General features: G+C 69.1%; 4 protein-coding genes. All 4 read left to right on the top strand.

What is annotated here, in order from left to right; all coding sequences use genetic code 11:
• Positions 1–135: 135 nt before the first annotated feature.
• The 4 genes from VF139_09345 to bamA all read left to right on the top strand — a co-directional run bounded on the left by VF139_09345 (position 136) and on the right by bamA (position 7,372).
• A complete protein-coding gene (locus VF139_09345) occupies positions 136–1,365 on the top strand; it encodes an ABC transporter permease (protein ID HEX6851599.1) in 1,230 nt (409 codons plus the stop codon).
• Positions 1,346–2,104, top strand: a complete 759-nt coding sequence (locus VF139_09340) for an ABC transporter ATP-binding protein (GenBank protein HEX6851598.1) — start codon at positions 1,346–1,348, stop codon at positions 2,102–2,104. Before VF139_09345 ends, VF139_09340 begins: the two co-directional genes overlap by 20 nt.
• A gap of 47 nt (positions 2,105–2,151) precedes the next feature.
• A complete protein-coding gene (locus VF139_09335; protein HEX6851597.1) occupies positions 2,152–4,584 on the top strand; it encodes an ATP-dependent Clp protease ATP-binding subunit in 2,433 nt (810 codons plus the stop codon).
• A 139-nt stretch (positions 4,585–4,723) separates the two neighbouring features.
• Positions 4,724–7,372 carry an outer membrane protein assembly factor BamA gene (gene bamA, locus VF139_09330; GenBank protein HEX6851596.1) on the top strand — a complete coding sequence of 883 codons (2,649 nt, stop codon included), beginning with the start codon at positions 4,724–4,726 and terminating at the stop codon, positions 7,370–7,372.
• Positions 7,373–7,377: the final 5 nt, after the last annotated feature.

The following is a 7,377-nucleotide window of genomic DNA, read 5'->3' as shown; positions in this document are numbered from 1 at the left end:
CGCGTCTCGAGAACGACGGCGTCCGCGGGATCCGCCTCTGGGCGGTCGCCTCCGAGGCGGGGGTCGCGGCCGCCGAGCAGGCGCTGCGGCTCGCGCTCCCCGCGGCGGGTTTCGCGAACTAGGACGGGAGCGCGCGTGCCGGCATCGTTCGAGTGGACGCTGGCCCTCCGGTACCTCCGGTTCCACCGGGGCCGGTCGTTCCTCTCGGTGATCACGTTCATCTCGGTGGCGGGGTTCGCGGTGGGGACCGCCGCGCTCGTCATCGCGCTCGCCCTCGCGAGCGGGTTCGAGAAGGACGTCCGCGACCGGATCCTCCGCGGAAGCGCCCACCTCCAGGTCCTCGCCGCGGGGGGCCCCTCCATCGAAGGGGCCGACGCGCTCGCGGAACGCGTCGCGGCGGTGCCCGGCGTCGTCGCCGCGGGGGCGGTCGTGTACACCCCCGCGATGATCACGGCGGACACGACGGGGGTTCCCGGCTACGGGGAGGTGCACGGCGTCGATCCGGTTAGGCACGACAAGGTCGTCGACCTCGAAGGGTCGGGCGGCGATCCGTTCGCGCCGCTGCGGGGGGAGGCGGGCGCGCACGGGATCGTGCTCGGACGCGATCTCGCCCGCAGGATCGGCGTCGGCTCCGGGGACACCGTCCGGGTGGTGGTCCCGAAGATGCGCCTGACCCCCTTCGCCCCGATTCCGAGAAGCCGCGTGTACGAGGTCGTCGGGACGTTCCGCTCCGCCGGGCAGGACGCCACGCGGGCCTATCTCACCCTCGACGCGGCGCGCGGACTCGTGGACGCCGGGGGCCGCGCCTCGTGGGTCGAGGTGCGCATCGACGACCTCGCGAAGCTCGAGCTCCGGAAGGGGGAGATCGCCCGCGCCCTCGGCGAGGGGTGGATCGTCATGGACCTGCTCGAGCAGAACGCGGACCTGATGAAGGCGCTCAACACCGAGAAGCTGATCCTGTTCCTGGCGATCGGCCTCATCGTCGTCGTCGCCTCGCTGAACATCGTCTCGACCCTGATCCTGATGGTGAACGACAAGATCCGCGAGATCGGCACGCTCACCTCGATGGGGGCGAAACCCGTCGAGATCGCCCGCGTGTTCATGCTGCAGGGGACGGTCATCGGACTCGCGGGCACCGCGTCCGGGCTTGCGCTCGGCGTCGTCGCCGCCGGGGCGCTCGACCGGTGGCGGATGATCCCGCTGAATCCCGACGTCTATTTCATGGACCACGTCCCGTTCGCCGTGCGCGCGGGCGACGTCGTCGCGGTGGGGCTCGTCGCGCTGGCCATCGCCTTCACCGCCACGCTGTACCCCGCGATCAAGGCCGCGCGCCTGGAGCCGGTGGATGCCCTTCGCTACGAGTGAGCCTCTGCTCGACGCGCGCGGGATCGTGAAGGCGTACCCCGGCGCGGGCGGCGCCATCGAAGTCCTCCGGGGCCTCGACTTGACGGTCCTTCCCGGCGAGGCGGTCGCCGTCGTGGGGGACTCCGGCGTGGGGAAGTCGACGTTGCTGCACGTGCTCGGGGGCCTCGACCGACCGCAGGCGGGGACCCTGCGTTTCCGCGGCGCCGACGTCTTTGCCGGCGACACCGCCTCGCTCGCGGGGTACCGCAATCGCCACGTCGGATTCGTGTTCCAGTTCCACCACCTCCTCCCCGAGCTCACCGCCCTCGAGAACGTGGTCATGCCGTTCCGCATCGGCCGCCGGACCGGCGGCGAGCCCGTCGCCCGCGCGCTCCTCGCGCGCCTGGGGCTGGGCGACCGGATCGACCACGTGCCGGGCGCCCTTTCCGGCGGCGAGCAGCAGCGGGTGGCGATCGCGCGCGCGGTGGCCCCGGGGCCCGCCCTCGTCCTTGCGGACGAGCCGACGGGGAACCTCGACCCCCGGACGGGGGCGTCGACCTTCGCGCTGCTCCGGGAGCTCCAGCGGGATCACGATTTCGCACTCGTGGTCGCCACGCACAGCGGTCGGCTGGCGTCTTCTTGCGATCGCGTGCTGCGGCTGGAAGACGGCCGCTTGCGAGTGCTGGACGCGGGAGAGGCCTCGTCGTATTTCGAAGGGGGCGGGGCCGACGGGGGGGGTCCCGATCGGATGCTACGATGACGGTCGTTCCCCCGTAACCGCCGCCGCGGTTGCCGAGGTGATCGCGCATGTTCGAGAAATTCACCGAGAAGGCGAAACGCATCCTGTTCCTCGCCCGCTACGAGGCGAGCCAGCAGGGGGGGAAGGTCATCGGGACCGAGCACCTCCTGCTCGGTCTCCTGAAGGAGGGCGAGGAGACCACCCGCGAGCTGTTCACGCGCGCGAACGTCTCGATGGACCTCCTCCAGGCCGAGCTCGAGCGCCGGAATCCGCCTCGCGAGAAGCTGTCGACCTCGGTCGAGATCCCGTTCAGCGAGGAGACGAAGAAGGTCCTCCAGTGCGCCGAGGAGGAGGCCGAGCGCCTCATGCACCCGCACATCGGGACCGAGCACCTGCTCCTGGGCCTCCTGCGGCTGGAGGACTCGGTGGCCGGGCGGATGCTCGTCGAGCGCGGCATGCGCCTGTTCGCGGTGCGCGAGGACGTCGTCAACATCTACAAGCGGCGGCAGCTCCCGAAGAAGAAGAAGGAGACGCCGTTCCTCAACGAGTTCGCGCGCGACCTTTCCGAGATGGCGCAGCGGCGCGTCTTCGACCCCCTCATCGGACGCGAGTCCGAGCTCGAGCGCGTCGTGCAGGTCCTCTCGCGCCGACGCAAGAACAACCCCGTCCTGCTCGGCGAGCCCGGCGTCGGCAAGACCGCGATCGTGGAGGGGCTGGCGACGCGCATCGTGGACGCCGACGTTCCGCCGACGCTCCTCAACAAGCGGATCCTGGCGCTCGACCTCTCGCTCGTGGTCGCGGGGACGAAGTACCGCGGCCAGTTCGAGGAGCGCCTGAAGGGGATCATCTCGGAGCTCACCTCCTCCGACGACGTGATCATGTTCATCGACGAGATCCACTCGCTGATCGGGGCGGGCTCCGCGGAGGGCTCGCTCGACGCGGCGAACATCCTCAAGCCGACGCTTTCCCGCGGCGAGGTGCAGTGCATCGGGGCGACGACCCCCCGCGACTACCACAAGTACATCGAGAAGGACCGCGCCCTCGTGCGCCGGTTCCAGCCGATCAGCGTGCGCCCGCCCACCGAGGACGAGACCTTCTCGATCCTGGAGGGCGTCAAGGAGCGCTACGAGCGCTTCCACGGCGTGCGGTTCGAGCCGGAGGCGGTGCGCGCGTCGGTCTACCAGTCCAACCGCTACATCACCGACCGGTTCCTTCCCGACAAGGCGATCGACGTCCTGGACGAGGCGGGGGCCCGGGTGAAGCTGGGGAAACGCATCTCCTACGCCGAGATCCGGAAGGTCGAGCAGGACCTCCGCCGCGCCGTCGACGGGATGAAAAACGCCCTCGCGCGGAAGGACTTCGACGAGGCGGTGGCGTACCACGACAAGGAGGTCACCCTCCGGCGCCGGCACGAGGAGCTCAAGCAGCGCTACGAGGAGGAGTCGAACCGCATCCTCGACGTGACGCGCGCCGACGTCGAGGACGTGATCGCGCGGTGGACGGGGATCCCCATCCAGTCGGTCCAGCAGGAGGAGATGGAGAAACTCCTCAACATGGAGGGTTACCTCCACGAGCGGATCGTCGGGCAGGACGCCTCGATCTCGGCGCTCGCGCGGGCGATCCGCCGCTCGAGGGCGGGGCTCAAGAGCCCCAATCGGCCGATCGGCTCGTTCATCTTCCTCGGCCCCACCGGCGTCGGGAAGACCGAGGTCGCCCGGACGATCGCGGAGTTCCTGTTCGGATCGGAAAAGGCGCTCGTGCGCTTCGACATGTCCGAATACATGGAGAAACACGCGATCGCGAAGATGATCGGCTCGCCCCCGGGGTACGTCGGCCACGAGGAGGGCGGCCAGCTCACCGAGCGGATCAAGCGCAAGCCCTACAGCGTGATCCTCCTCGACGAGATCGAGAAGGCCCATCCGGACGTCCTGAACATCCTCCTGCAGGTGCTCGAGGACGGGATGATCACCGACGCCTACGGCGAGGTCGTGGACTTCAAGAACACGATCGTGATCATGACCTCGAACATCGGCTCCCAGCACGTCGCCCGCACCGGCGGGAAGATGGGCTTCAAGAGCGACGACCGGGAGAGCCAGTTCAAGGACCGCCAGGACCTCGTGATGAACGAGATGAAGCGGACCCTCAGCCCCGAGTTCATCAACCGCATCGACGAGGTCGTCGTCTTCGACGCCCTCAGCGAGGAGCAGCTGCGGGGGATCGCCCGGATCATGATCCGCCGGGTCAACGGCGCGCTGATCGACCGCGGGATCGAGATCGTCGTGTCGGACGAGGTGTGCGACTGGCTGGTCCAGACGACGTGCACCGACCGGGCGTACGGGGCGCGCCCCCTTCGTCGCGCGATCCAGCGCTACATCGAGGATCCGCTCTCGGAAGCGCTGATCCGCGGGAGCGTCACGGCGGAAGCCGGTGCGATCGAGGTCTTCCTCGAGGACGGCAAGCCCGGGTTCCGATCGGCGGTACCGGAGCCGTCGGGCAGCTGAGCCGGGCGCCCCCTTTCCCCAGGGGCTACAATGGCGCGCCGCTTTCGGGACCCCCCGGTCCCGAAAGGGGTGCTGCGTCCATTTCGCGCGATTTCGCGCGGAGCGCGGCGAGGGGACGTCCGACGGTGATGATGTCCGCATGACGCTTCGCTCGACCATCGCGGCGCTGGGCCTCGCCCTTTGCGTCGCAACGCTCGCTCCGTTCCCCGCACGCGCCCAGACCGGAACGGTCGAAGGCGTGGAGGTGCAGGGTCTCGTGCGCATGTCCAACGAGGCGTTCCTTCGGGCCTTCGGGATCCGGGCGGGGGACCCGTACGAGCCGGCGCGCATCCGTGCCGCGTACAAGCGAGCTTGGGACCTCGGCCTGTTCGACGACCTCTCGATCGAGGCCGAGGACGGCGCCGGCGGCGGGAAGGTGCTCATCATCCGCGCGAAGGAGCGGCGGGTGCTCACCGGGATCACTTACGAGGACAACAAGGTCCTGACCCGCACCTCCATCGAGGACCGGCTCCGGGAAAAGAAGGTCAGCCTCGACGTCGGCAAGCCCCTGAACCTGCGCACGATCTTCGACGCGCAGCAGGAGATCCGCCTCCTGCTCGGCGAGAAGGGGTACCTGGACCCCGCCGTCCGTTACACGCTCGCGGAGCCGACGACCTCCACCGCGACCGTGCGCTTCGAGATCCGGCCCGGCGCCAAGACGCGCATCCGGGAGATCGAGTTCGTCGGCAACACCATCTACTCCGACCGGAAGATGCTCAAGCAGCTCAAGTTGACGCAGGAGTGGCGCTGGTGGTGGCCCCTCTCGCAGAAGAACCTCTACCACCCGGCGAAGTGGGACCAGGACACGGGCGGCATCCGCGACCTCTATCTGAACACCGGGTATCTCGACGTGGAGCTGCGCCCGCCGGTCGTGGAGGTCCGCGAGAAGGGGCGGGACGCCGGGAAGACCGCGGCCGACGTCGCCGCCCAGGCGCCGGCGCCCGAGCCCGCTTCCGAGCCGCCCAAGCCGGACACGGCGCCGATCTCCCCGGACGACCTCAAGCCGCAGTCCGAGCGCCAGATCCGCAAGCGCGCCGAGCGCGAGCGCAAGGAGGCCGAGAAGGCCCTCAAGCGCGCGGAGAAGGACGTCAAGAAGAAGGAGCCGAAGGTCAAGCGCTGGGCCTACCTCACCGTGCCGGTCGTCGAGGGGAAACAATACAAGTCCGGCGAGATCACCGTAACCGGCAACACGGTGTACTCCGAGGACGACATCAAGAAACGAATGGTCTTCCTCCGGCCCGGCCTCGTGTTCAACAACGGCCTGCTCGACCTTTCGATCCAGTCGATCCAGCGTCAGTACCAGGACAAGGGGTACGCCTACGCGACCGCGCGGCGCGAGATCACGCGCCGGCCGGGGGACGACCCCGTCGCCGACGTGAAGATCATCGTGACCGAGGACAAGCAGTACACCGTCGACCGTATCGAGTTCGCCGGGAACTCGGCGACGCAGGACCGGGTCCTCCGCCGCGAGTTCCGGCTCGCCGAGGGGGACCTCTTCAGCCAGTCGCTGCTCGATCTGTCGGTGAACAAGGTCAACCAGCTCGGTTACTTCGAGGCCAAGCGCGAGGACGTCACGGTCACGCCGGTCGAGGGGAAGGACAAGGTCCGCGTCACCGTCCCCGGCGAGGAGAAGGGGCGCAACGAGGTCCAGGTCGGCGGGGGCTACTCGGGACTCGACGGCGCGTTCTTCACCGGCTACTACTCCACGCGCAACCTTCTCGGCCGGGGGCAGGTGTTCTCCGCCTCGGTCCAGGTGGGAGGCAACGCGAACCGCTACCAGATCGCCTTTCAGGAGCCGTATTTCCTCGGGCGGCCCTGGTCGGCGGGATTCAGCCTGTTCCGCCGCGACATCGACTACAACTCGACGCAGTCCAGCTCGGGCTCCGGATTCGGGATCGCCCTGGGCCGGCTGCTCGGCAACTTCTCGAGCGTCGGCGCGCGCTACGACTTCGAGCGGGTCCGCACCAAGGGCTTCAACTTCTCGACGACCGTCGCCGAGAACGAGATCTCGAGCTTCACCCCGACCTTCGCCTACAACCGCATCAACAACCCGTACCGTCCCAGCGCGGGCTGGCAGTTCTCCGCGGACATGCAGGTCGCGGGCGGCCCCCTCGGCGGCGACACCAACTACCTCCGCCCCCGCCTCAACTACACCGGGTTCAAGCGCGGGCCGCGGCGCACCTTCTTCGGCTTGCACGCCGAGGCCGGCCAGATCAAGGCCTGGCAGGGCGGGGCCGCTCCGAGCTCCTCGAACATCAACGGCGTTCCCCGGTTCGAGCGGTTCTGGCTGGGCGGCGACACGACCGGGCCCCGCGTCTTCGAGACGCGCGCGGTCGCGCCGCTCCGGTACATCCGGTTCGACCCGAGCCGGCAGTACGTGGTCGAGGTCACCGACGACCCCTCGAATCGGCCGACGAGCGACTTCGACCTCACCCTCGACGGGGTCGTCGACGAGCGCGACCTCGTCGACGTCGGCGGCGACCGTTATTACCTCGCGCAGCTGGAGTACGTGATCCCGTTCTCGGGGCAGAGCCCGGTCGAGGCGGCGGTGTTCCTCGACGTGGGGAACGCGCTCATGGAGGACCAGCCGTGGGGATTCGACGACGTCCGGGCCGCGTGGGGCGTCGAGGTCCGCTTCTACATCCCGGTCTTCCCCGTACCCCTGCGTCTCATCTACGGCGCCCCGATCCGCAAGCTCCCGCAGGATCGGACCAGCGCGTTCACCTTCTCGATCGGCAGGAGCTTCTGAACCGG

It is taken from the genome of Candidatus Polarisedimenticolaceae bacterium, assembly GCA_036376135.1.
GTDB lineage: Bacteria > Acidobacteriota > Polarisedimenticolia > Polarisedimenticolales > DASRJG01 > DASVAW01.
This window is presented reverse-complemented; position numbering and strand designations above follow the sequence as displayed.